This is a genomic window from Mycobacterium sp. 1164985.4, assembly GCF_001668575.1.
In the GTDB taxonomy this organism is placed as follows: domain Bacteria; phylum Actinomycetota; class Actinomycetes; order Mycobacteriales; family Mycobacteriaceae; genus Mycobacterium.
Window position 1 is genome coordinate 104,086 of record NZ_LZMD01000074.1, and the last position, 23,130, is coordinate 127,215.

Here is a 23,130-nt window from a genome sequence, read left to right on the forward strand (position 1 = left end):
ACCCGACGGTCACCGGGCGTGGCGCAGGATCACCAATTCTCCGGTCAGCGTTCCGTCCTCGAGAAGCCGGCCGATATCACTGCTCTGCTCTTCGGCCAGTTGCCAGGCCCGCTTGCTGCCGTGCCGTTCGGCCAGCGCGGTTTCCACCTTGTCGGCGCGTTCGTTCCACGCCGCGGGTATCGCGGGCAGATCGGCGGTGCTCAGCCGGTCCTCGGCGACCAGGGTCGCCCGCTGGATCAACGCGTCCAACCGGTCCGGCGTAGGGAAGTGGTTGTCGGGGAGGCGATCGTCGGGGATCGCGCGGTGCGCCACGAATGCGAGCAGCCCGATGCACCCGCCGGGCCGCACCGTGCGGCGCAACTCGCCCAGCAGCGTGAGTTGATCCGGTGTGGTGCACAGGACTCCCAGCGACCAGGCCGCATCGAAACTCGCGTCGGCGATCGGGAGCGCCGAGCCGAGCCCACAGATCACCGGGTGGTCGAACAGCCTGCGCGCCGCATGGCACGCTCCGGTCTCGGGCTCGACGAGCACGGGCCTCACCGAGCGCGCTTGCGCCGCGTACGCCGCTGGTCCGCCCACCCCCGCGCCGCAGTCCAGCAGCGAGTCGCCCTCCGAGAGCCCCATGTGCTCGATGAGCCAGTCCAGCGCGGCGGGGCTTCCGCTGCCGCGGCAGGCCGCGGGTATGTAGTAGTCCGGTCCCAAGTCCCGCGCCACCCCCGCCGTCCATTCAGCGACGGTGTCGAACTCGGCCTCCATCGCTTCACTCACGCAGCCACCTCCTGAACGCGGCGTCCCACCTCGGCCTTGATCTCGGCCCCAACGCGTGCACCGGACGCCGACGCCAGCCCCGAGATGTTCACGCCTTCGACCCCGTCGATCGACAACAATGCCCGAGCCTCGGCCACTGCGGCCTCGATTCCGGCAGCCACGGGATCGGGTGCACCCAGGACGTATTCGGTCACCGAGGGATCGAGGTCGAGGCCCGGCAGCCCCTGCAGCACAGCGGCGGACACGTTGTCAGTGAACACCGCGACCGCCGCGATCACCGGGATGGACAAGCCGGCGGCCCGGGCCGCCTGCAGGAAGTCCGCGATCATCGCCGGATACGGGACGTGGTTGAGTACCGCCAAACTGGCACCGGCGTGCTGCTTTTGCACCAACCGGTCAGGCCGTGCGGGAACGGGTGGCGCCGTCGGCGTCTCCGGTACCGCCGCGACCATGCCGATCGACGCGGCGAGGTCCACCAGGCGGGGGCCGTCGAGATCGAAGGTCTGCGTCACATCGGGCCGCACGTCGTAACCCCGTCCGTCGCCGGTCACGCACAGTGCGGTCTCGACACCGACGCTGCGCAACCCCCGGAGTTCCTGTTCGAGCACCACGCGGTTGCGGTCCCGGCACGACAGCGTGATCCACGGCGTCACACCGGCGTCGAGCAGCAGGCGGCCCATCAACGTGGGCGGGAAGTCCGGTTTGTTCTGATGTTCGCCCACCAGCACGGCGTCACACGATCGCGCGAGCAGTCCCGCCGTCTCCACGACGTCGTGCGCGTCAAACGGTGCGCAGCTGAAGTCGGTGAGCACCAGCGGGGGTTGGACCGGCCGCGGTTCGCGCCGCGGTCCGGACCACGGCACCACCTCGCCGAACACGCAGGGGCCGGGCCGCATCTCGCACTGTCCATCCGGTCGCACGCCACCACACGGTCCGAACTCCATCCGCTTGGGGCAGCTCGACTCTGGCGGCGACGTCACGTATCTCCCCTCAACGCTGAGTCTCCCCTCAACGCTGAGCTCAGATACCCACCTCGTCGGTGCGGCAACCGCGCCCAGCGTCGCACGGGTGCGCCCGACCCACCGGGTACGTTCGTTGTGGTGGATGACGCGCAAGACTGGACAGCCGATTCGAAAGCCGACGACATCGCCTTGACGGGGGTCTCGGAGACCGCGTTGCTGACGCTGAACGGCCGGGCGCACCAGGCTCGTCACCCGAACGCCATCATCGATGATCCGATGGCGATCCGCCTCGTCGACGCGATCGACTTCGACTTCGACAAGTTCGGCCGCAAAGGCCAGGAGATGGCGCTGCGCTCGTTGGCGTTCGACCGGGCGGCCGGCCACTATCTGTCGGACCATCCTCGTGCCACGGTCGTCGCGCTCGCCGAGGGTCTGCAGACCAGCTTCTGGCGACTGAACACCCTGATACCGCACGCCGACTTTCGCTGGCTCACAGTCGATTTCCAGCCGATCATCGACCTGCGCGAGCGGCTGCTGCCGCCGTCTCCGCGGATCACCACCCTCGCCCAGTCGGCGCTCGACTACTCGTGGATGGAGAAGGTCGACGACAGCTCGGGCGTCTTCATCACCGCAGAGGGCCTGCTGATGTACCTGCAACCCGATGAGGCGATGGGCCTCATCGCCGCCTGCGCCGAACGCTTCCCCGGCGGTCAGATGGTCTTCGACCTGCCGCCCGTTGTCGTGAAGAAGATCGCCCCGAAGGGTCTGCGCTCGTCGCGGCGTTACCGCGTTCCACCGATGCCGTTCAGCCTGTCGGCGGCGCAGTTGGCCGCCCTTCCCGAGTCCATCCCCGGGATCCGCGCCGTGCACGACCTGCCGATGCCGCCGGGACGTGGTTGGTTCTTCGAGAAGGCCTATCCCGCCTTCTGGCAGTTCAAGCCGACGAAGAATCTCCGTGGCGCGTACACGCTGCTCGAGTTCGGCTGACGTCAAGGCCGCTTGACGAATATCACTCCGGCGCCTGAAAACGGCGTTTGAACTGGCACTTTATCGCCCGTGTGCCGTAATTGGATTGTTACCCAGGTTTGTCACATTCGTCACTCGGGTAACTTTGATAACAGACCGGCAACACATCGGCCGGCCGCCACACCGAAGAAAGAGACGAATGGGAAATCGCGATGAACACCGTCCTGTACTTCAGCACCAACGGCCCCGTTTATGAAACCCGCGCTTACACCACCGCGGATATCGACCAACTCGTAGAGGATCAGGGCCTGCAGTCCCTGACCAGCGCCGACCGGCAGTTCGACTTCTGGTTCAGCCCGACCACGCAACGCTGCCAGCGACGCATCAACCGAAAAGCCACCGAGGTGCTGCTGGCGACCAGCACTTTCACTCCCAAGACCGTCCCCCTGCTGCGCGGAGGTGTCGTCGTGGCCACCCATGACGAGGACGGGGAGCTCGACGGGCTCAGCTGGCAGCAACTCGACCTCCTGGTCCGCCGCAGGCACGCCCTGACGCGCCGCGACGAACGCGTGCTCAGCAGGCGGTTACAACGCGAAGAGCGTAAACAGCAGCGCAACGCCCCCGCTCCGGCGATCGCCTCCCTCGGCTGCGCGCGTCCCCGTTTTGCCGTGCACTGAGGCCTCTGCCGAAGAGCCGCCCACCGCGGCGGCGGCACGTACGGTCAGACGGTGAACTTCGAGGAGTACCGTGCTCACGACGCAACCGGGTTGGCCAAGCTCGTTGCCGAGAAAGAGGTAACGGCCACCGAGTTGCTGGACGTGGCCAGAAACCGCGCGGCCGCGGTGAATCCGCGCATCAACGCGATCGTGCGTGACGTCCCGGCCTCACCGCAGAATGCGGCCGCGGGCCCGTTCTCGGGCGTGCCGTTCCTGATCAAGGACCTCGCCCAGGATTACGCCGGGCTACCGACGTCGGCGGGTTCGCGCGCGCTGATGTCGAAACCGGTGGCCGAACACTCGGAGGTCGTGCGGCGGTGGCAGGACGCCGGCCTGGTCATCTTCGGTAAGACGAACACCCCGGAATTCGGGGCGAAGGGCATCACCGAACCGGAGGCGTGGGGTCCGGCGCGCAATCCGTGGGACCTGAACCGCACGCCCGGCGGCTCGTCGGGCGGTTCGGCCGCGGCGGTTGCGGCCGGGATCGTGCCGTGCGCAGGCGCCAGCGACGGCGGCGGTTCGATTCGCATCCCCGCGGCGTGCTGCGGGCTGGTCGGGCTCAAACCGGGCCGCGGCCTGACGCCGTCGGGACCCGCGACGGGTGAGTCCATGCACGGGGCGGCGGTGCAGGGCGTCGTCTCCAGGACTGTCCGGGACACGGCGGCGATGCTCGACGTCATTCGCGGCGGCGAACCGTGTGGACCGTACGTCCCCGGCATCCCCGCATCACCGTTCGCGTCCTGCGTCGGAGCCGATCCCGGCCGCCTGCGCATCGGCGTGCGGGTTCCGTCGGCGATCAACCCCTCTCCGCACCCCGAGGCCGCCGCGGCCGTCGAGGCGACCGTGCAGACCCTCACCGAACTCGGCCACCACGTCGACGAACTTCCGAGCGTCCCTTTCGACGACGGGGCCCTCGCGCGGGACTTCCTGCTGACGTGGTTCGTCCACACCGCATGGGAACTCCAGGAGGTCAAGCGGGTCACGGGCGTCGGTGACGAGTCGTTCGAACGCGACACGCTCGTCCTGGCCGCGCTCGGGCGGACGACGAGCGGCGTCGATTACCTGGACGCCGTGCACCGGCGTCACGAGTACACGCGCAGGTTGACCACCTTCTTCGAGTCGTACGACCTGTTGCTGACCCCCACTCTCGCGACCCCGCCGCCTGCCATCGGCGCGTTCGACCTGCCGGCCGTGCTGCAGCGAGCCGCCGATGTGCTGGTCAAGACGCGCACGGTGAAGCTGCTGCGGTACACAAACATCGTCGACGACATGGTGGGCAAGAACCTCGGCTGGATTCCCTACACTCAGCTCGCGAATCTGACTGGGCGGCCTGCGATTTCGCTGCCGCTGCATTGGACGGCGGAGGGGCTGCCGCTGGGGGTTCAGTTCGTCGCGCCGCTTGCGGGCGAGTCCACGCTGATCCAGTTGGCCGCCCAACTCGAGCAGGCCCTGCCCTGGGCCGATCGCGTCGCCCCGATCTAACCGCCCGACATCCGCTGCCGCAGCCTCGCCGCCTGCGTGGTGAGATGGTTGCGCTCGGCGATGTTCTGCGCCTTCGCGGCAGCCTCGACGTAAAGATCAGCAGCCGTGGCGATTTCGCCCGCGCTCTCGTGTAGATACGCGGCTGCTGCGGTATAGCGCGGAAGTGCCGGATCGAGCTCGGCCAGTGCGGCGAGCCCCGCTCGCGGCCCGTCGGCCTCGCCGACGGCGACCGCGCGGTTGAGTCGCACCACCGGGCTGCCGGTGAGGCGGACCAACTCGTCATACCACTCGACGATCTGCACCCAGTCGGTCTCGTCGGCGGTTTGCGCGTCGGCGTGCAGCGCGGCGATCGCGGCCTGTGCCTGGTACTCCCCCAATCGATCCCGGGCCAGTGCGGCCTGCAGCACGGACACGCCCTCCGTGATCAGGTCACGGTGCCAGAGCCGACGGTCCTGCTCGGCGAGCGGCACGAGGCTACCGTCGGCGCGGGTGCGGGCCGGCCGCCGCGCATGGTGCAGCAGGAAGAGCGCGAGCAGTCCCGCCACCTCGGGATCATCGGTGGCAGAAGCGAGTTGGCGAGCGAGACGAATGGCCTCGGCGGCCAAGTCGACCTCGCCGGTGTAGCCCTCGTTGAACACCAGGTACAGCACCCGCAGGACGGTGTGCAGGTCGCCGGGCCGGTCGAGGCGGTCACCGCTCACGGTGCGTTTGGCCCTGCTGATCCGTTGCACCATCGTCGCTTCCGGTACGAGGTAGGCCTGGGCGATCTGACGCGTCGTGAGCCCGCCGACCGCCCGCAACGTCAGCGCGACCGCCGACGCGGGGCTGAGGTCGGGGTGTGCACACAGGAAGTACAGCCGCAGTGTGTCGTCGACGGGCACGGCCAGTCCGGGTGCCGGTTCGTCGACGGCCTGCTGCTCGCGCCGGTGCCGGGCCACATCCGAGCGGGTGAGGTCGATGAACCGGCGCCAGGCGGTGGTGATCAGCCAGCCCTTGGGGTCATCGGGTGGCCGGGCCGGCCAGGTCTCGATGGCGCGCAGCAGCGCCTCCTGGACGGCGTCCTCCGCGGTCGCAAAGTCCGCACCGCGGTGGACGAGGGTCGCCAGAACCGCGGGGATCAGGTCCCGTAGCGCCGCCTCGTCCACCGCGCCGGGCCTCACTCGGTGACCGTCGGCGGCGTCGTGAGGAACGGCCGGAGCTCGAGCCATTCGTGGATCGGCCGTCCGCCTGCGCCCGGGGCCGCCGACAGTTCCCCGGCCAATTCGACCGCGCGCTCGTAGGAATCGACGTCGATGACCATCCACCCCGCCACCAGATCCTTGGTTTCGGCGAAGGGACCGTCGACCACGGGCGGTTTCCCATCGCCATCGGAACGCACCCATGCGCCCTCCGGCGCCAGGGCCGCGTGCGTGACGAACTCGCCGGTGCTCTCCAAGCGCGCCGCGAAATCGTTCATGTACTTGATGTGCGCCTCGATCTCCTCGGGCGTCCACCTGTCCATCGGCACGTCGTTGACGCTGGCCGGAGCGCCTCGGTAGTGCTTGAGCAGCAGATACTTGGCCATGGTTCTTCCTTTTGTCGTTCGGGTCGCGACCCTAGTTGGTCGCTCGCCCCTGGGACGGAGCCATCGCGCGATTCTCGACATCGATCCGCTCGGCCGGCCCGTCACCTGGCTAGGGTGCAGCAATGAGCCTCGTGACCTACGAGTTGGACGACCACATCGCGACCATCACCCTCAACCGCCCCGAAGCGCGCAATGCGATCAACGGTGAGGTGCGCCGCGGACTGAACGCGGCGTGGGACCGGTTCCGCGACGACGAGGACGCCTGGGTCGGGATCCTGACCGCCAACGGCGACGTCTTCTGCGCCGGCGGTGACCTCAAGGATGGCGAAGGTTCGGTCGGCACCTTCGGCGGTACCTTCTGGGAGAAGCCGACGATCAACTCGTTCGAGAGCGGTATGGAGCTGTTCAAGCCGACCATCGCCGCGGTCAACGGCCCCTGCATCGGTTACGGCCTCACTGGCGTCCTGTTCTGCGACTTCGTGATTGCTTCCACCACAGCCACTTTCGCGTTCCCCGAGGTCTCCATCGGCGTCCCGACGATCGTCGGCGCGATCCGGCTGCCCGAGCGGGTCCGGTGGGCCGACGCCATGGAGCTACTGCTGACCGGCAAGCCGATCGACGCCGAACGCGCGAAGGAGATGGGGCTGGTGTGGCGGCTGGTCGAGCCCGCCGATCTACAGGCCGAGGCGCGGTCATGGGCGGCGACGCTCACCGAAGCGGCGCCGTTGGCGCAGCGCGCAACGAAGGAGGTGGCCTGGCGCACCGCCAACATGGGTTGGATCGAATCCGTCCGCTTCGGGGAGACAATGCGCAAGGTGGCCGCCGCGACCGACGATGTGCGGGAAGGGCTCACGGCCTGGCGGGAGAAGCGCCCGCCACGATGGCGCGGTCGCTGAGGCCTACTTCGGACTCACGACTCCTCGGCTTCCTCCCGCTCGTCCTTCAGCCGTTCCTTGCTGCGCAGCAGGCGAAGCAGCGTCACCAGCAGCAGACCGCCGACCACGTTGCCGACGATCGTGTATCCGAACCACTTCAACCAGTCGACGTAGCCGAACGGGGCGCCGCCGATGAGTGCTCCGAAGATCAACAGCGAGTCCAGAATCGAGTGGAACATCTGTAGCCCGGCGAGCAGGAATCCGCCGGCGACGGCCGCGGCGATCTTGCCGAACGTCGAATCCGTGCCGTGCTGCATGCGCGTCATCAACGTGATGACCATGCCGCCCAACAACGACAGCGTGACCGTCTCCGCCGACAACGGTGCGGTGGCGAAGTGGCTGGCCGACTCGACCGTCTGCTCATGCAGTTTCGGGTAGGCCGTCACGATCAGCCACATGATCGCCCATCCGCCGATGAGATTGGCGATCAATGTCCCGCTCCACAACTTCAGCAGCTGTCCGACGCTCGCGCGTTTGGCGACGACGGTCGTGACCGGCACCAGGAAACCTTCGGTGAACAGCTCGCTGCGACCCAGCAGCATCGCGAGGAACCCGATCGAGAAGGCGACGCCGGCGAGCAGCTGGTTGTGCGTGGCGGCCAGCACCGACAGGTAGGCGAGCACGCCGACGGCGACCTCGGTACCGCCGAAGAAGCCGGTGACCAGGACTTCGCGCCAGGTCCGGTGCAGGCGCTGCGTACCTTCGTCGACCATCCTCTGGAAGGCGCCCTCCAGCTCGTCCTCGATGGGACTGTCCGTATCGCCAAGTTGGCGCTTACGGGTCTCGCTCATGTGGATCCTCCGATTCCGTGACGGTCAGGGGTACCCGGCTTGTTCAGCGCCGAAGCAGAGCGCGCCGGTGGCCGGTTTTGCGCCGAAGGTCATTCATTGCGGTTTTCGCACAGCCCTACGCGCAAAACGGCTCGCATTCCCACCTTGTGGATCGGCTACAACGGGCGTCCTCGATGTTGTCGAGCATCGGCAAACCCTTAGCAGGCGATCGGGTTCACCATTGAAGAAACACAGGCAATCGTGGGCAGCGAGAGGAGATCACGGTGCAACGGCAGGGTGGCCACGATCAGCGCAGGACAGCCGTCCAGCGGGCTGACGAGCAGGAATGGGCCACCTTCACCCTGCGCCTCCCCCGCCTGCCCGTGTTGGTGCGCCTGAAGGGACGCGACCCCCTCGTCCGCTCGGTGGACCGCGTCGAGGCCCTGATCCTGACCTTGACCCTCGCAGTGTCGCTGATCGCCGTGCCGATCGCAGGCGCCGTTGGCACCGCGCTGTTCGACTCCAAGCGGGCGAGGGCCGGTGCGGCGGTGGAAGCGGTGACGGCCGGTTCGCTCGTCTTGCTCGCGGTCCTCGCGGCCGCTGCGGCCGTCCTGCTCGTCACCCGCGCCGCCTGCAACCGCATCCGCTCCGTCAGGTGGCAGCGAGGGCTCGACAGCCTGGTCGACGGCTGCGAAGGCCAGAGCCGAACGCAGTAGCGACGGCCCCGGTTGCAGGTAGCCCCCATATCGGTCCCCCGCCACCGCTCAACAGGGATGGCCGTCAGCATGGCTGACAGTCGCGCCCGTTCCGGGGAACGTACTCGTCGTACCCGTCAGCACCGCCAAGGAGACGATGAGATGTCCACTCCCACCGCCGAAACCACCACGTCCGCGCTCGAGAGGTTCACCGCGGCCGTCGCCGGTCACGCCGACATCGTCACCGACGGTGCAACGCTGGCCGACCGTGGCCACGACTTCTGGGGAGTGGGCGGTGACGCCGAACTGCTTCTGCGCCCGCACAGCCGCGACGAGGTGTCGGCGATCATGCGGCGGGCCACCGAATTCGGCATTCCGGTCGTTCCCCGCGGCGGAGCGTCGAACTGCTCCGGCGGCATGATGCCCGCCACCGGGCGTGTGCTGCTCGACCTGTCGGCGCTGAACCACATCATTCACGTCGATACCGAAAACCGTTGGGCTCGCGTCGAACCCGGCGTCATCAATTCCGACCTGCAGGAGCGTCTCGCGCCACACGGACTGTGCTTCTCACCCGACCCGGTGTCCGCGCATCTGGCCACCGTCGGCGGCAACCTCATCGAGAACGCCGGTGGGCCACACGCATTGAAGTACGGCGTGACCTACAACCACATCCTGGCCGCCGACGTCGTGCTGCCCGACGGGTCGACATGCACTCTGCGCGCCGACGACGACGGTCCGGACCTGCTCGGCGTGCTCATCGGGTCCGAAGGAACTCTCGGCATCGTCACCGAGGTCACGGTCGCGCTGCGCCCGATCGCCGCCGTCACCCACAGCTTGATGGGTGCGTTCGCCACCGCGCGCGAAGCCGCCGACACCATCGCCGCGATCATCGCCACCGGCCTCGTGCCCGCCGCGGTCGAATGGCTCGACCGTGACGGAATTGCCGGGCTTCAGCAGTTTTACGACACCGGGTATCCGCTCGACGCCGACTCGATCGTCCTGATCGACGTCGACGGCAGTGCCGCCGAGGTCCGGCGCGACCAGCAGATCGTCGAGAAGGTGCTCAAGGAGCGGGCCACCGAGGTCCGCGTCGCAGAAGACGAACAGGACCGCGCCAAACTGTGGTACGGCCGCCTGCACGCGCCCGACTCCGTCGTGCAGAGCGGTAAGGGATTCTTCATCGGCGACGTGACCGTGCCCCGCGACCGCATCCCGGAGATGCAGGCCGCCATCCAGGCGACCGCGGTACGGCACTCCGACGGGTTGCTGTTCATCGCGGTGTGCGGCCACGCAGGCGACGGTGACCTGCACCCGACGACCTTCTACGACAAGGACAATCCGTTAGCCGCCTCGGCGCTCGAGGCCGCGAACAACGAGATCATCGACGCCGCACTGAAACTGGGCGGCACCATCACCGGCGAACACGGTGTCGGCACCGAGAAGATCCCGTTCATGACCAAGCGTTTCACCGCAGTGGAGATCGCCGCCCAACGCTCCATCAAGGCGGCGTTCGACCCGGCCGGACTGCTCAACCCCGGCGTGATGCTGCCCGAGCAGTCGTCCGACGAACCCGACACCGGCACCTTCGGCGATGCCGTCCGCAGCGCCATCAACGGGACCCTGCAACCTGATCCGGCCGCGCCGTTGACCACCGGCGGCGACACCGGCATCGACGTCAACCTCGGCAACCTCAGCCTGACCGTCGGCGCCGACGCCACGCTCGATCAGCTCAACCGATTCCTCGACGAGCACGGCGCCACCTGCGGCGCGGTGCCCGCTTCGGGCGGCGACCGCACCATCGGCGAACTCGTCGCCACCGCGGCCGGCGCGGAGCGGATCGCGGTCCGACACGCCCTGCTTGGCGCCGACGTCGCGGTCGTCGACGGCCAGATGCCCGGCCGCTTCGGCGCCGAGACCATGAAGGACGTCGCGGGCTACGACGCCAAGCGGCTCTACATCGGCGGCCGCGGCGCGTTCGGTGCCATCTCCCGGCTGATCTTCAAGATCGGGGTGAAGGCGTAACGGACACACCCCGACATGTCCCAAACGGAAACCGGCCGGTGTCCCGATTCGTGATTTACACCCAGCCGCTTGGGGCCAACCATGGTCTCAGCTAGCTGGAGAGGCGGTTGGGATGACGATTAGTGTGGCCGAGCGCGCGGAGCTGCGCACGGCGGTCCGCGAGTTGCTGGGTGACAAGTGCACCGAAGACGACGTGCGCCGGGTCATGACCTCGGACGACGGCTTCGACCGCGATCTGTGGCGTCAACTCGCCGAACAGGGTGTGCTCGGCATGCTCGTCGAGGATCGACTCGGCGGTCTCGGATTCGGGGCCCTCGAGCTCGAGGCCGTCGCCGAGCAGACCGGCGCGGCGCTCCTCCCGGCGCCGTTCATCTCCAGCGCGGTTCTGACCGTGGCGCTCGTGCAGGCCGCAGGTTCCGACGACGACAAGCAGCGGTTGCTGCCGGGACTCGCCGACGGCACCGCGATCGGCACCGTCGCGATCACGGGACGGTCCGGTTCGTGGACGGCGGAGGGGGTCGACGTCGAGGCCACCGCCGACGGCGCCCTCACCGGCGACGCGCACTACGTCACCTGGGGTCAGGTGGCCGACGTCGTGCTCGTGATCGCACGCACCGCCGACGGTGTCAGCGTCTTCGAAGTCGCACCCGACGCGGCGGGTTTCACCCGCACGGCGGTAACGGTCTTCGATCCGACAGTGCGCCTGTCGACGTTCACGTTCGCGGGCACACCCGCGCGGCGGCTCGGCACCGCAGGCTGGGACGCCGTACAGGAAGCCCTCGACTACGCCGTCATCGCATCGGCCGGCGAGCAGGTGGGCGGCTCCCGCCGAGTCTTCGACATGACCGTCGATTACCTCAAGACCCGCGTCCAGTTCGGCCGTCAGATCGGCAGCTTCCAAGCGCTCAAGCACATGGCCGCCGACCTGCTGATCGAGGTCGAGAACGCGACGTCGGCCGCCCAGCACGCCGCCGCCGAGAAGTCCGCTCAGACCGAGACTTACTCCGGGGCGGTCGCTTTGGCGGGCTTCGCCTGCGCCGAGGCCTACGAGACCATCACGATGAACGCCATCCAGATGCACGGCGGCATCGGGTTCACCTGGGAGCATCCCGCCCACCTGTTCCTGCGCAGGGCGCGGACCGGGCTACAGCTGTTCGGCGGTCCGCGCCTGCATCGCGAGCGCTACCTCGTCTCGAAAGGTGCCTGATATGACTTCTCAGCTTCCCACCGCCGACGAGCTGCGCGCCGAGGTCCGTGAGTGGTTGCGCGACAACTGGACTCCGCTGCCCAAGTCCGATGACCCGTGGGCGTCCTCGCCGGAACGCATCGCATGGTTGGAGAAGGTGCTCGACGCGGGATACGCGGTGCCGACCTATCCCACCGAGTGGTTCGGTCGTGGCTACCCGAGCGACCTGGCGGCCGTCATCGGTCAGGAGTTCTCGGCGATCAAGGCGCCGGGATCGCGGCAGGACAAGTACAACATCCCGGCCAACACCGCGCTCAAGCTCGGCACCGAGAAGCTCAAGGGGGACTTGCTGCGCGATTTCCTGGTCGAGCGGTCCCGCACCTGCCTGCTCTACAGCGAGCCGGGCGCCGGCTCCGACCTGGCCAGCGTGCGCACCACCGCGGTCCGGGACGGCGACCAGTGGGTGGTCACCGGGCAGAAGGTGTGGACGTCGGGCGCGCTGACCGCCGACTACGCACTGCTGCTGGCCCGCACCGACTGGGATGTGCCCAAGCACAAAGGCTTGAGCCTGTTCATCATGCCGATGAAGCAGCCCGGCATCGAGGTGCGCCCGCTGGTGCAGATCACCGGCGAGTCCCACTTCAACGAGGTCTTCATCAACGACGCGACCGTGTCCGACGACTACCTGTTGGGCGGCGAGGGCAACGGGTGGCGGGCGCTGCAGACCGCGCTGGCGTACGAACGCTCGATCATGGGCGACAGCGCCCGCGGTTCACGAAGCCGCAAGGCCGACAGCCTGATCGAGCTTGCCCGCGAACACGGCGTGCTCGACGACCCCGCCGTGCGCTACCCGCTGGCCAAGGTGCTGGCCATGCGCGAACTCAACAAGCTCAACAACGCGCGCGCGAAAGCCAGTACATCGCAAGGCACGTCGAGCTCGATCATGTCGCTGGGCAAGCTCGCGATGTCGAAGATTCTGCACACCGAGGCCGCGATGAAGACGCAGATCATCGGCGCGCAGGCGCTGTTGGCCGGGCCGGAGAACCCGGTGGCCGACGACATCAACTTCCTGACACTCAACGCCTTCTTCACGTCGATCGGCGGCGGCACCGACCAGATTCAGCGCAACATCATCGGCGAGCGGGTACTCGGATTGCCCAAGGAGCCCGAGGCCGACCGCGACATCCCCTTCCGCCAGGCCCGCCGGAGCTGACGCGGTGACATCCGGCGCCGCATACGATCCCCCGCTGTCCGGGACGAGGATTCTCGATCTGAGCTCGGGCCCGATGACGGCCGTCGGCCGCCTGCTCGCCGATCTCGGCGCGACCGTCACGGTAGTGCGCATACGCGCCGTAACCGACGACGAGGTGGTGGGTCCGCACGTCGGCGGGGTATCCGTGCAGACCGCGATCAACCGGCACGGTACGGCGACGGTCGAGCTCGATCTCTCGAGCGCGGTCGGCCGCGACGGATTCGCCGAAATGCTCCGTAGCGCCGACATTCTGATCGAGAACACCCGGCCCGGGTCGCTCGCCGAGGCGACGTTGGCAGTGCGTGAGATCCGCAGACGGCAGCCGTCGCTGGTGATCCTGTCGCTCAGCGACTTCGGCCGCGACAACGACTACCGCACCTGGCAGGGCAGCGGCCCGGTGTTTTACGCGCTGAGCAGTGAGCTGTCCCGGTCTGGCATCCCGGGCCGCGAGCCGTTGGTCCCGCCGGCCGAGTTGCCCTATCAGGTGGCTGCCGCGCAGGCCGCGGTGATGACGGTAGCGGTCTATCTGGACCGCTTGCGCACCGGCGAAGGAGCCCTGATCGACTTCTCGGTTCTCGACGGTGCGATGCAGACGCTCGACCCGCCGTTCGGTTCGGCGGGCAGTGCGTCGGCGGGCGTCGCGGTGAGCGTGCAGCAGCGCGACTGGGACGCCGAACGCCAGCGCTATCCGATCATCCCCTGCAAGGACGGCCACGTTCGCATCTGCATCCTGGCCAAACGGCAGTGGCGCGGAATGTTCACGTGGATGGGCAGCCCGGAGGAGTTCGCTGACCCCTCGTACGACAAGCTCGGGAAACGTTTCCGCTCACCGCATCTGCTCGACGCCATCGCCCGCTTCTGTGCCGACAAGACGCGTGCGGAGCTGGAATCGCAGGGGCAGGCGCACGGCGTGCCGACGGCGGCCGTTCTTACCCTGTCGGAGGCGTTGACCGCCGAACACTTCGGTGCGCGTGGCTTTTTCCGCGACGTCGAGTTGACTCCCGGCGTGGTGGCCCCGATCCCTGCGGGGGTCAGCGAGATCGACGGACATCGGGCGAGCGCACTCGACATCTCGTCCGAACGCACCGAACGCCTCACCGCAGCCCCGTTGTTGGCGAGCCGCCAGCGCCAAGGCGAAGGCCGCCCGCTGGAGGGCATCCGGGTGCTGGACCTCGGCGTCATCGTCGTCGGCGCGGACACCGGCCGGCTGTTCGGTGATCTAGGCGCCGACGTCGTCAAGATCGAGCATTCCGCCCACCCCGACGGACTGCGCGTCGGCAAGCTCACGACGATGACCCAGCCGTTCGCGGCTGGGCACCGCAACAAGCGCTCGATCGGGCTCGATCTGCGCACCGAGGAAGGCAGGGAACTCGCCCACCGCCTGGCGCGGGCGTCCGATGTCGTGCTGACGAACTTCAAACCCGGTGTCGCCGAGGCGTTGGGCATGGACCACACGACGCTGCGGCGGATCAACCCCGGCATCGTGGTGGTGGACAGTTCGGCGTTCGGCCCGACCGGTCCGTGGGCCAACCGCCTGGGATACGGGCCGCTGGTTCGGGCCGCGGTCGGGTTCACGAACCAGTGGGTGTATCCGGGCGAACCGGACACCTTCTGCGACACGGTCACCGTGTACCCGGACCACGTCGCAGCGAGGATCGGTGCCTTGTCCGCGATCGCGCTGCTCCTGCGGCGCGAGCGCACCGGTGAAGGCGGGTCGGCAAGCATCGCCCAAGCCGAGGTGATGTTGAGCCACGTGGCCGCCGAGATCGCCGCCGATGCCCTCGAACGCGCCGGGCACACCCGCGCCGGCGCCGAACGCCGAGGGCCGTGGGGACTGTTCCCCGCCGCCGGTGTCGACAACTGGATCGCGATCACCGTGCGCGACGATGCCGACCTGCAGGCGCTGCGGTGGGTCGTCGGCCTACCCGGCGACGGCGACGTGGACCCCGACGCGGTGCGCGCCTGGACCGCCCGGCTTTCGCGGACCGAGGCGATGGAAAAGCTGCAGGCCGCGGGCGTGCCCGCGGGCGCCGTCATGCACGCCGACGAACTGCCGTCGTGGGGCTACTACGAACAGCGGCGGTCGTTCCGCGAGGAGCTCCACCCGCACGCAGACGTCCCGTTCACTATGGAGAACGTCCAAATCAATTGCGATCACGTGGCCGATCCGCCGTTGCGGCAGGCCCCGCTCATCGGGGAGCAGACCGCCGAGATCGCCGCGGAGCTCCTCGGTCTGAACCCGACCGAGATCGAGGGGCTGCACAGCCGCGGAGTGCTCGAGACGACGAGCGTCGACGCCGCGGTCTGACCGGGAGGCACCGGTGATCTCGTAGCATTCGGGTTGCACGGGCACCCGTTCGAGACCGGCAGGAATGGACATCGACTTCACCAGGCTCAGGTATTTCGTCGCCGTCGCCGACGAACTGCACTTCAAGCGGGCCGCGGACAAGTTGATGATCACTCCGCCCCCGCTGAGCAAGCAGATCAAACTCCTCGAGAAAGAGCTCGGCGGACCGCTGTTCGAGCGCGGATACCACGAGGTGCGGCTGAGCCCGCTCGGCGAGCGGCTGATCGGCCCGGCTCGCGAGATCCTGCGACAGGTCGAGGAGTTCAAGGCCACCGCGACGCAGGGGGCTCAGGGTTCTGCGCCGCTCCGGCTGAGCGCCACCGCCTATGCGCCGTCGGACCTTCTCGCCCAACTGGAGGCGGTGCTCGCCGACCTACCCGGTCCGACGGAGTTCAGCGTTCCGGGGTCGGGCACCGAGGTCGCCGCCAAGCTGATCGCCGGACAGGCCGAACTCGGCCTGATCCACCTGCCCGCCTGCGACAAACGCCTGCGCCACAAGGTGGTGGCCAGCTACCAGGGCGCGGTCGCGGTGCGGTTCGACGATCCGCTGGCCGCCAAGGAGCTGGTGGCGATCGACGAGTTGCGCGACCGCGAAGTCGTGATCGACTTCGCCCGGCCCAACCCGGTGGTGCTGGCCGGTCTGACAAGGCGCCTCAACAGCCGCGGTGTGCATCGCATCGTCCGCACGACGACGAACCAGCGGGGAGGCGAACTCGAGATGGCCACCCAGGTCTTCAATCGGCACCTCGTCGCGCTGGTGAGTTATGCGCCCGACTCGTTCATCGGCAAGATGTTTTCCCCTCCGGAGTTCAAGTTGATTCCGATCGACGAAACCAATTGGGCCCCAGGGCGGATCGCACTGGCGTGGGTTCCCGAACGGCTGCGGACCCGGCTCGCCGAGATCGAGCTGGCCGTCGAGCAGATCGCCGACCGGCTGGGGCCGGTGCATCGGGGTGCCTGAGGCTTCTCTCGCCGACGTCGCAACAGGACTCGGCACCGATCTCGACGCGCTGTTTGCGGCGTTCGCCGCATGGGCCGAGGCGAACGGCACGGTACTGTATCCGGCGCAGGAAGAAGCGCTGATCGAGTTGGTCAGCGGTGCCAACGTCATCCTGGCGACCCCGACCGGTTCAGGGAAGTCGTTGGTCGCCACGGGCGCGCTGTTCGCGGCGCTGGCTCGATCCTCGGCGGGGCGTAGCCGCAGCTTCTACACCGCACCGATCAAGGCGCTGGTCAGCGAGAAATTCTTCTCACTGTGCGAGGTGTTCGGCGCGGTCAACGTCGGCATGCTGACCGGCGACGCCGCGGTCAACGCCGACGCCCCGATCATCACATGCACCGCCGAGGTGCTGGCCAATATCGCGCTGCGCGAAGGGGCCGACGCGGACATCGCGTTGGTGGTGATGGACGAGTTCCATTTCTACGGCGACCCGGACCGCGGATGGGCCTGGCAGGTTCCGCTGCTGGAACTGCCGAAGGCCCAGTTCCTGCTGATGTCGGCGACGCTGGGTGACGTCTCGTTCCTGCGTGACGACCTCTCCCGGCGCACCGGCCGGCCGACTGCGCTGGTGGCCAACGCCGAACGTCCCGTGCCGCTGTTCTTTTCGTATGCGACCACTCCGATGCACGAGACGATCGGTGACCTACTCGAGACCGGGCAGGCCCCGATCTACGTCGTGCACTTCACCCAGGCCTCGGCGCTGGAGCGCGCGCAGGCGCTGATGAGTGTCAACGTCAGCACCAAAGACGAGAAGGCCGAAATCCGGGAAATGTTAGGCGCATTCCAGTTCTCCACGGCCTTCGGCACGACGCTGTCGCGGCTGGTACGACACGGTATCGGAGTGCACCACGCCGGGATGCTGCCGAAGTACCGGCGGCTGGTCGAACAGTTGGCGCAGGCCGGCCTGCTCAAGGTCATCTGCGGGACCGACACGCTGGGCGTCGGCATCAACGTGCCGATCCGCACGGTGGTGTTCTCGGCGCTGTCGAAGTACGACGGTATCCGCACCCGGTTGCTCAACGCCCGCGAGTTCCACCAGATCGCCGGCCGGGCCGGACGGGCCGGCTACGACACCGCGGGTACCGTAGTCGTGCAGGCGCCCGACCACGAGGTGGAGAACCTCAAACAGTTCGCCAAGGTCGCCGACGATCCCAAAAAACGCCGAAAGCTGGTGCGACGCAAGGCTCCCGAGGGCATGGTGCCGTGGAGCGAGTCGACGATGAATCGGTTGATAGAGGCCACGCCCGAACCGCTGACCAGCAACATGCGGGTGTCGACGGCCATGATCCTCGACGTCGTCGACCGTCCCGATGACCCGTTCGAGGCGATGCGGCGGCTGCTGACCGACAACCACGAGCCACGCAAACGTCAACTGCACCACATCCGCGAGGCCGTCGGTATCGCGCGGTCGCTGCTGCAGGCCGGTGTGGTGGAGCGCCTCGACGAACCCGGACCCGACGGCCGCAGGTACCGGCTGACCGTCGACCTCCCCCCGAACTTCGCGTTGTATCAACCGTTGTCGACCTTCGCGCTGGCCGCCGTCGATGTGCTCGATCCGGCGTCGGAAACGTTCGCGCTGGACGTGGTTTCGGTGATCGAGGCGACGCTGGAGGACCCGCGCCAGATCCTGGCGGCGCAGCTGAACAAGGCGCGAGGCGAAGCCGTCGCGGCGATGAAGGCAGAAGGCATCGAGTACGACGAGCGCATCGTGCTGCTCGACGACGTCACCTATTCCAAGCCGCTCGAGGAGTTGCTCGAGCACACCTTCGAGGTTTACTTGCAGAGCAACCCGTGGGCGGCCGACGCCCGGCTGTCTCCGAAGTCGGTGGTACGCGAAATGTGGGAACGCGCCATGACGTTCCGTGAATACGTCAGCGAGTACGGACTGACCCGCGCCGAGGGCGCGGTACTGCGCTACCTGTCCGACGCGTACAAGGCGCTGCGGTCCGGGGTGCCCGCCGCGGCCAGGACCGAGGAGCTCACCGATATCGTCGAGTGGCTCGGCGAGCTTGTCCGCCAGGTGGATTCGAGCCTGCTCGACGAATGGGAGCAGCTGACCGACCCCGACCAGCCGAACGACGCCCCCGCCGCGGTGCCGGCCACGCCGCGCCCGCTGAGTGGCAACCAGCGTGCGTTCACGGCGATGGTGCGCAACGCCTTGTTCCGGCGCGTGCAGTTGTTCGCTCGGCAACGCTGGAACGAACTCGGCGCGCTGGACAGCGGTTCGGGATGGACCGCGAAGCGCTGGGAGCAGGTCGGGGGAGACTACTTCGACGAGCACGCCGACGTCGGCACCGGCGGCGACGCTCGCGGTCCGGCGCTGCTGATCATCGAGCGTGAGCCTGAGGTGTGGCGGGTGCGGCAGATTTTCGACGATCCAGCGGGCGACCACGACTGGGGCTTCACCGTCGAGGTCGACCTTGCGGACTCCGACGAGGCCGGCGCGGTCGTACTGCGGGTCATCGACGCCGGCCGCTTCGACTGAGCGACCCGGATCGGTCACTACCGAAGCCCACGGATGTTCGGTGCAGGAAGTCGACAGCGGACGTCGATCCGGAGAAGTCCATGGCCATACCGACGAGTTCTCCCTCATCGCGAAGGGCGCCGAACCGTTCCGCCGCGCGGAGGCGCGCCTCGTCGATGTCGCTGACGAAGACCTCGGGTGCACCCCCGCCGGGTGGCCGGTTCGTCGCGGGGCGTGAGCGTCGTCAGACTGCGGCGAACCGCTCCGACGGCGCGGCCGAACGGCTCGCGGTCATCGCTTCCCCGAGGCACCACACCGCGACGCCGATCAGGACCAGGTCTTTGAGCAGGAACTGGCCCGGCAGCCCGGACAGCACCGGGATCGGGCCCGCATGCGTCGAGACCACACCGGGGGTCGTGAACAGGAAGCTCAAGGTTCCGACGAACAGCACGACGGCCATCGCGCTGCCCGCCGTAGAGGCGCGGGCCGAAACCGGGCGCAGCGCAATGAGTATCGCGGCGATGATCTCGGCCGTGCCGAGCGCATAGGCCACCGTCGTCACGCTGAAGATGTCGTACACCCAGCTCATCAGCGGGCTGTGCTCGATGAGCGTGCGGCTCTCCATCTTCACGTATTTGCCGACGCCGATCCAGGCGAGCACCACGACGAGGCCGTAGCGGCAGATCGCCCGGCCCAATACGGTGATCCGCGTTGCGGTCAATGCTCCTCCTGCTGCGCTCGGCCGTGATCCTCGGCGATGGCGGCCAGCAATCCGTCGAAGTCGTCGGCACACGGACCGCAGGCCCGCAGGTGTGCCATCACACCCGGAAAGCGCTGCGCCCTTTCGTCTGCCGGTACCTCGGCGTAGATGTGCAGAACCTCCATCGCCTCCTCGCAACCGACGTCGCGGGGATCGGTGGCGAGGAACCGGTGCAGGCGGGTCCAGTCGGTCACGATGTGTCCAATGCGGCGCGGTCGGTCAGATACTCATTGGCGACCAGGAACTCGCGGATCTTACGTCGCGCCTCGAAAACGGCTTTGTAGACTGCGTTTCGGTTCACGCCGCGCGTGATGCACAAGGCATCGAGCGGTATGCCCTTGACGACGATGTCGATGAACATCTGTCGTTGACGGTCGGTGAGGGTAGTCTCGACGGCGCGCCTGATTGCGGCGGTGAGCTCGGCGGTCTCGGCATATTGGCTCGGATCGACACCGAACCGCTCGGGCAGCCGGTTCCAGTCTTCGGTCTGCAGGGCCACCGGCGGGTCGCGCCAATAGTGGCGGCCGAGCTTGTTGGCGACCTCGAGGATCACGAACTTGTAGGCCCACGTCGTGAAGCGGCTCTCACCGCGAAACGTCGCGAGCTTGTCGAGCACGGCGACGGTGGCATCCGACGCGGCCTGCTGTGCGATGTCGTCGAGTTCAATGCCGCTGATCCGCGTTTGCCGTCGCCGCACCTCGCTGTGCGCGGCCCGCAGCAACTGCCCGTGCAGTCGGGCGATCGCGGTCTCGCGCCGAGGGTTCGCGGAGTGGAGCAGGCGCAGCCATTCATCGGACTCGGCGTCCACCCGCACTCCTTTCCTGAAACGACGTGGGTCCTCTCGTTTCATTGGCGTCGCCGTCCGCCGCCGTCTTACCTCGATCCGAGTTTTTCCCACATGCACCCGCATGTGCCTACCGCCGGACACCAATCTGCACTACCCCGCGCTCACCGTCTCGGCTGACGGGCTTGGCTGATGGTGCGATTACCGCCGGCCGCTCGGGGGTATCGCAACGAGCATGACATCTCCAAACGAGAATGTAACGCCGGAGCCTGCCGAGAGTGCCGAGGACGTGCTGTCTCCCGCGACCCCCGGCGCGGAAGGGTTGCCGCTGCCCGATGACGCCGTCGAGAAGCCGTCGGAGCAGTAGCCTGCCGGAATCATCTCCGGTGGCGTGGCGTTGAACGGCTTCGTGGCCGTTCAGAAGTTGTTTGCACCATTGACCATCGGCTCATTGACCGTTCCGAACCGGTTCGCGATGGCGCCAATGACCCGTCAGGCCTCTCCGGACGGTGTCCCGGGGGCCGATGTGGCCGAGTACTACCGCCGCCGCGCCGCCGGTGGCGTCGGGCTGATCATCACCGAAGGGATCCGGCTTCCGGACGCCGCCGCCGGATACCCGTACTCCATCCCGACACTCGCCGGACAGGACGCGGTGGCGGGCTGGGCGCGCGTCGTCGACGGTGTGCACGCCGAGGGCGGGACGATCGCCGCGCAGCTGTGGCACCAGGGCGCGCAGCGCGACGACGCCGATGGTGTCGCGCCGGTCAGCCCGTCGGGTGTCGACGGCCACGGTCGGCCCAGGGGGCGTGCGCTGGAGGCCGACGAATTGTCTCGAGTCGCCGATTTGTACGTGCAGAGCGCTGAGGCCGCCCGAGACGCCGGTTTCGATGCTGTCGAGCTGCACGGCGCCCACGGTTACCTACTGGACGAGTTCTTCTGGACGCGAACGAATCTGCGCACAGACGAGTATGGCGGATCTCTCGCCGAACGCACGCGTTTCCCGTCGGAGGTCGTCGCCGCGGTGCGGGCCGCCCTGGGGCCGGGATATCCGATCATCTTCCGCTTCTCGCAGTGGAAGGGCACCGACTACGCGGCGTCGATCGCCGCCGATCCCACCGACCTTCTCCAGCTGCTGACCCCGTTAGCCGACGCCGGGGTCGACGTCTTCCACCCGTCGACGCGCAGGCACTACGTGGCCGGATTTCCGGATCACAACCGCGAACTGAGCCTCGCGGGCTGGACGAAGAAGGTGTCGGGCCGTCCGGTGATCGCGGTGGGCTCGGTCGGCCTGGAAACGCAGTTCCGCAGCGAGCGGCGGGGCGAGGTGATTGCGCCGGCGCCCGTCGATCGCCTGGTCGAGCAGTTCGAGTCGGGCGAGTTCGACATCGTCGCGATCGGTCGCGCCCTTCTCGCCGATCCGGCGTGGGTCAACCGGCTACGCGATGGCCGACTCGACGAGTTCGCCGGATACGACCCCGAGGTCGCGCTGGCGGAGCTCGCCTGACCGGTCCCTGCGCGAAACGCCACGTCGGCGTCGTGGTGCTCGGCCTGATCGCCGACAGGTATCCGCCCGGCGTCACTGGGACAACGCGTCGATCACCGCTTTGAGCTTGCTTCCGACTTCTTCGGCGATCGGCTTGAGTCCCGGCTCCTCTGTGACGTCGACCAGCAACTGCGGATTCATCGCTTCGATGAGCGTTGTCTGCGGGTCCTCTGGGTCGCTGCGGACCACGACGTTGCACGGCAGCAGTAGACCGATCTGACGTTGCACGTCTATCGCCCGGTGCGCCAACGGCGGATTGCACGCGCCGAGGATCAGGTAGTTCTCCATGTCCTCGTCGAGCTTGTTCTTCAGCGTCGCTTTCACGTCGATCTCGGTCAGTACACCGAAGCCTTGCTCAGCCAGCGCGTCACGTGTGCGGGTGACCGCATCGTCGAACGATGTCTTCAGGCTCGTGGCCAGTGCGATGCTCATGATGGCTCCCGTGGTCGTCGGAATGGTCAGGCCAGTGCGAGGAAGAGTTTCTCGAGTTCCGCCTCGGTCATGGGCTTCTCATTACCCTCTTGGTCGCCGGTCATGCATTCCCGTAGACCCGTCGCGACGATCTTGAAGCCGGCACGATCGAGCGCCCTAGAGACAGCCGCGAGCTGAGTCACGACGTCCTTGCATTCGCGGCCCTGCTCGATCATCGCGATCACGCCGGCGAGTTGTCCTTGCGCGCGCCGCAGCCGGTTGAGCACGGCGCCGATGGCCTCTTGATCACCAACCATGGTGGTTCCTTTCGTCTGTGGTCCACATTACCCGTGGGGGTATGGACTGCCCCCTTCAACGCGGCGGCCGAAGGCGAAATTCCCTGGTCGCGGCGGCTGCCGGAGCGCTGAAAAAGACCGATCCGGCTCCGGAATAAATACCGCGGGGGGTACGGTAGATAATACCGAGGGGGGTATACGCTTCCT

Annotated in this window: 24 protein-coding genes; 14 read left to right on the forward strand and 10 right to left on the reverse strand. The window is 67.8% G+C overall.

Features of this window, described 5'->3' with window-relative positions; translation table 11 throughout:
* Positions 1 to 9: 9 nt before the first annotated feature.
* Positions 10 to 768, reverse strand: a complete 759-nt coding sequence (locus A5650_RS15400; protein WP_231992629.1) for a class I SAM-dependent methyltransferase — start codon at positions 766 to 768, stop codon at positions 10 to 12.
* Complete coding sequence (locus A5650_RS15405) at positions 765 to 1,748, reverse strand: methylenetetrahydrofolate reductase C-terminal domain-containing protein (protein ID WP_082950775.1); 984 nt, start codon at positions 1,746 to 1,748, stop codon at positions 765 to 767. Before A5650_RS15405 ends, A5650_RS15400 begins: the two co-directional genes overlap by 4 nt.
* A 120-nt stretch (positions 1,749 to 1,868) precedes the next feature.
* On the opposite strand from A5650_RS15405, the gene A5650_RS15410 reads away from it, so the two are divergent.
* The 3 genes from A5650_RS15410 (at position 1,869) to A5650_RS15420 (ending at position 4,894) form a co-directional block, all read left to right on the forward strand.
* Positions 1,869 to 2,717 carry a class I SAM-dependent methyltransferase gene (locus tag A5650_RS15410; protein ID WP_231992630.1) on the forward strand — a complete coding sequence of 283 codons (849 nt, stop codon included), beginning with the start codon at positions 1,869 to 1,871 and terminating at the stop codon, positions 2,715 to 2,717.
* Positions 2,718 to 2,908: 191 nt separating this feature from the next.
* Positions 2,909 to 3,373: a hypothetical protein gene (locus A5650_RS15415; RefSeq protein ID WP_067293036.1), complete on the forward strand. Its 465-nt coding sequence runs from the start codon at positions 2,909 to 2,911 to the stop codon at positions 3,371 to 3,373.
* A gap of 51 nt (positions 3,374 to 3,424) precedes the next feature.
* Positions 3,425 to 4,894 carry an amidase gene (locus A5650_RS15420; protein ID WP_067293039.1) on the forward strand — a complete coding sequence of 490 codons (1,470 nt, stop codon included), beginning with the start codon at positions 3,425 to 3,427 and terminating at the stop codon, positions 4,892 to 4,894.
* Here A5650_RS15420 and A5650_RS15425 read toward each other — a convergent pair.
* Together A5650_RS15425 and A5650_RS15430 are read right to left on the reverse strand one after the other, a co-directional pair.
* A complete protein-coding gene (locus A5650_RS15425; protein WP_067293042.1) occupies positions 4,891 to 6,039 on the reverse strand; it encodes an RNA polymerase sigma factor in 1,149 nt (382 codons plus the stop codon). The two genes, A5650_RS15420 and A5650_RS15425, sit on opposite strands and share 4 nt — an antisense overlap.
* Before the next feature lie 11 nt (positions 6,040 to 6,050).
* A complete protein-coding gene (locus A5650_RS15430; protein WP_067293046.1) occupies positions 6,051 to 6,458 on the reverse strand; it encodes a YciI family protein in 408 nt (135 codons plus the stop codon).
* A 122-nt stretch (positions 6,459 to 6,580) separates the two neighbouring features.
* On the opposite strand from A5650_RS15430, the gene A5650_RS15435 reads away from it, so the two are divergent.
* Positions 6,581 to 7,354 carry an enoyl-CoA hydratase/isomerase family protein gene (locus A5650_RS15435; protein ID WP_067293049.1) on the forward strand — a complete coding sequence of 258 codons (774 nt, stop codon included), beginning with the start codon at positions 6,581 to 6,583 and terminating at the stop codon, positions 7,352 to 7,354.
* Positions 7,355 to 7,368: 14 nt separating this feature from the next.
* Here A5650_RS15435 and A5650_RS15440 read toward each other — a convergent pair whose 3' ends face one another.
* Entirely contained in the window at positions 7,369 to 8,184 is an 816-nt protein-coding gene (locus tag A5650_RS15440; protein ID WP_067293052.1) for a formate/nitrite transporter family protein, read from the reverse strand.
* A gap of 263 nt (positions 8,185 to 8,447) precedes the next feature.
* Here A5650_RS15440 and A5650_RS15445 point away from each other — a divergent pair, with 263 nt between their 5' ends.
* From A5650_RS15445 to A5650_RS26840, 8 genes are all read left to right on the forward strand, one after another.
* Positions 8,448 to 8,879, forward strand: coding sequence for a hypothetical protein (locus A5650_RS15445; RefSeq protein ID WP_067293055.1), 432 nt, complete (start codon positions 8,448 to 8,450; stop codon positions 8,877 to 8,879).
* 141 nt (positions 8,880 to 9,020) lie between these two features.
* Positions 9,021 to 10,880 carry an FAD-binding oxidoreductase gene (locus tag A5650_RS15450; RefSeq protein ID WP_067293058.1) on the forward strand — a complete coding sequence of 620 codons (1,860 nt, stop codon included), beginning with the start codon at positions 9,021 to 9,023 and terminating at the stop codon, positions 10,878 to 10,880.
* 112 nt (positions 10,881 to 10,992) lie between these two features.
* The gene (locus A5650_RS15455) at positions 10,993 to 12,087 is read left to right on the forward strand and encodes an acyl-CoA dehydrogenase family protein (protein ID WP_067293061.1); all 1,095 of its coding nucleotides are present in this window, start codon (positions 10,993 to 10,995) and stop codon (positions 12,085 to 12,087) included.
* Position 12,088: 1 nt separating this feature from the next.
* Entirely contained in the window at positions 12,089 to 13,279 is a 1,191-nt protein-coding gene (locus A5650_RS15460) for an acyl-CoA dehydrogenase family protein (RefSeq protein ID WP_067293064.1), read from the forward strand.
* A 4-nt stretch (positions 13,280 to 13,283) separates the two neighbouring features.
* Entirely contained in the window at positions 13,284 to 15,626 is a 2,343-nt protein-coding gene (locus tag A5650_RS15465) for a CaiB/BaiF CoA-transferase family protein (RefSeq protein WP_067293067.1), read from the forward strand.
* Between the two features lie 64 nt (positions 15,627 to 15,690).
* Positions 15,691 to 16,626: a LysR family transcriptional regulator gene (locus A5650_RS15470; protein WP_067293070.1), complete on the forward strand. Its 936-nt coding sequence runs from the start codon at positions 15,691 to 15,693 to the stop codon at positions 16,624 to 16,626.
* On the forward strand, positions 16,619 to 19,150 hold the full coding sequence (locus tag A5650_RS15475) for a DEAD/DEAH box helicase (RefSeq protein WP_067083977.1): 2,532 nt from the start codon (positions 16,619 to 16,621) through the stop codon (positions 19,148 to 19,150). The genes A5650_RS15470 and A5650_RS15475 overlap by 8 nt, the downstream gene beginning before the upstream one ends.
* A gap of 40 nt (positions 19,151 to 19,190) precedes the next feature.
* Complete coding sequence (locus tag A5650_RS26840) at positions 19,191 to 19,367, forward strand: hypothetical protein (RefSeq protein WP_156613694.1); 177 nt, start codon at positions 19,191 to 19,193, stop codon at positions 19,365 to 19,367.
* A 6-nt stretch (positions 19,368 to 19,373) separates the two neighbouring features.
* On the opposite strand, the gene A5650_RS15480 is transcribed toward A5650_RS26840, so the two are convergent.
* From A5650_RS15480 to A5650_RS15490, 3 genes are read right to left on the reverse strand one after another with little or no spacing between them, the layout of a single operon-like run.
* Positions 19,374 to 19,850: a DUF417 family protein gene (locus tag A5650_RS15480; protein WP_067083979.1), complete on the reverse strand. Its 477-nt coding sequence runs from the start codon at positions 19,848 to 19,850 to the stop codon at positions 19,374 to 19,376.
* Positions 19,847 to 20,083, reverse strand: coding sequence for a hypothetical protein (locus A5650_RS15485; RefSeq protein ID WP_067083980.1), 237 nt, complete (start codon positions 20,081 to 20,083; stop codon positions 19,847 to 19,849). The genes A5650_RS15480 and A5650_RS15485 overlap by 4 nt, the downstream gene beginning before the upstream one ends.
* Positions 20,080 to 20,799, reverse strand: coding sequence for a sigma-70 family RNA polymerase sigma factor (locus A5650_RS15490; RefSeq protein ID WP_231983353.1), 720 nt, complete (start codon positions 20,797 to 20,799; stop codon positions 20,080 to 20,082). The genes A5650_RS15485 and A5650_RS15490 overlap by 4 nt, the downstream gene beginning before the upstream one ends.
* A gap of 109 nt (positions 20,800 to 20,908) precedes the next feature.
* Here A5650_RS15490 and A5650_RS27530 point away from each other — a divergent pair, with 109 nt between their 5' ends.
* Entirely contained in the window at positions 20,909 to 21,040 is a 132-nt protein-coding gene (locus tag A5650_RS27530; protein ID WP_286150377.1) for a hypothetical protein, read from the forward strand.
* A gap of 42 nt (positions 21,041 to 21,082) precedes the next feature.
* Positions 21,083 to 22,177, forward strand: coding sequence for an NADH:flavin oxidoreductase (locus tag A5650_RS15495; protein WP_067084018.1), 1,095 nt, complete (start codon positions 21,083 to 21,085; stop codon positions 22,175 to 22,177).
* Positions 22,178 to 22,249: 72 nt separating this feature from the next.
* Here A5650_RS15495 and A5650_RS15500 read toward each other — a convergent pair whose 3' ends face one another.
* Both A5650_RS15500 and A5650_RS15505 read right to left on the reverse strand, forming a co-directional pair.
* Positions 22,250 to 22,648: a DUF302 domain-containing protein gene (locus A5650_RS15500; protein ID WP_067083986.1), complete on the reverse strand. Its 399-nt coding sequence runs from the start codon at positions 22,646 to 22,648 to the stop codon at positions 22,250 to 22,252.
* A gap of 26 nt (positions 22,649 to 22,674) precedes the next feature.
* Positions 22,675 to 22,944, reverse strand: a complete 270-nt coding sequence (locus tag A5650_RS15505) for a metal-sensitive transcriptional regulator (protein WP_067083988.1) — start codon at positions 22,942 to 22,944, stop codon at positions 22,675 to 22,677.
* Positions 22,945 to 23,130: the final 186 nt, after the last annotated feature.